Annotated in this window: 1 rRNA gene; it reads right to left on the bottom strand. The window is 52.8% G+C overall.

Annotated features, from left to right (window positions below):
* Positions 1–90: 90 nt before the first annotated feature.
* Positions 91–1463, bottom strand: a 23S ribosomal RNA gene (locus ACQRBV_RS27505); the annotation flags it as partial.

Genomic DNA, 1463 nt, shown 5'->3' on the forward strand with positions numbered 1-1463 from the left:
AGTCGGTGTCTTGTGAGCGTCGAACTTTCGGTTCATAGCGTCTTCACACACCGCAATCTGGCCTTTCGACTCAAATTGCTTGGGTGTTATATGGTCAAGCCTCACGGGCAATTAGTATTGGTTAGCTCAACGCCTCACAGCGCTTACACACCCAACCTATCAACGTCGTAGTCTTCGACGGCCCTTCAGGGAACTCAAGGTTCCAGTGAGATCTCATCTTGAGGCTAGTTTCCCGCTTAGATGCTTTCAGCGGTTATCTATTCCGAACATAGCTACCCGGCAATGCCACTGGCGTGACAACCGGAACACCAGAGGTTCGTCCACTCCGGTCCTCTCGTACTAGGAGCAGCCCCTCTCAAATCTCAAACGTCCACGGCAGATAGGGACCGAACTGTCTCACGACGTTCTAAACCCAGCTCGCGTACCACTTTAAATGGCGAACAGCCATACCCTTGGGACCGGCTTCAGCCCCAGGATGTGATGAGCCGACATCGAGGTGCCAAACACCGCCGTCGATATGAACTCTTGGGCGGTATCAGCCTGTTATCCCCGGAGTACCTTTTATCCGTTGAGCGATGGCCCTTCCATACAGAACCACCGGATCACTAAGACCTACTTTCGTACCTGCTCGACGTGTCTGTCTCGCAGTCAAGCGCGCTTTTGCCTTTATACTCTACGACCGATTTCCGACCGGTCTGAGCGCACCTTCGTACTCCTCCGTTACTCTTTAGGAGGAGACCGCCCCAGTCAAACTACCCACCATACACTGTCCTCGATCCGGATAACGGACCTGAGTTAGAACCTCAAAGTTGCCAGGGTGGTATTTCAAGGATGGCTCCACGCAGACTGGCGTCCACGCTTCAAAGCCTCCCACCTATCCTACACAAGCAAATTCAAAGTCCAGTGCAAAGCTATAGTAAAGGTTCACGGGGTCTTTCCGTCTAGCCGCGGATACACTGCATCTTCACAGCGATTTCAATTTCACTGAGTCTCGGGTGGAGACAGCGCCGCCATCGTTACGCCATTCGTGCAGGTCGGAACTTACCCGACAAGGAATTTCGCTACCTTAGGACCGTTATAGTTACGGCCGCCGTTTACCGGGGCTTCGATCAAGAGCTTCGCGTTAGCTAACCCCATCAATTAACCTTCCGGCACCGGGCAGGCGTCACACCCTATACGTCCACTTTCGTGTTTGCAGAGTGCTGTGTTTTTAATAAACAGTCGCAGCGGCCTGGTATCTTCGACCGGCATGGGCTTACGGAGCAAGTCCTTCACCCTCACCGGCGCACCTTCTCCCGAAGTTACGGTGCCATTTTGCCTAGTTCCTTCACCCGAGTTCTCTCAAGCGCCTTGGTATTCTCTACCCAACCACCTGTGTCGGTTTGGGGTACGGTTCCTGGTTACCTGAAGCTTAGAAGCTTTTCTTGGAAGCATGGCATCAACCACTTCGTCATCTAAAAGAT

The organism is Pseudomonas sp. R11F (genome assembly GCF_050312575.1).
Taxonomy (GTDB): domain Bacteria; phylum Pseudomonadota; class Gammaproteobacteria; order Pseudomonadales; family Pseudomonadaceae; genus Aquipseudomonas; species Aquipseudomonas palleroniana.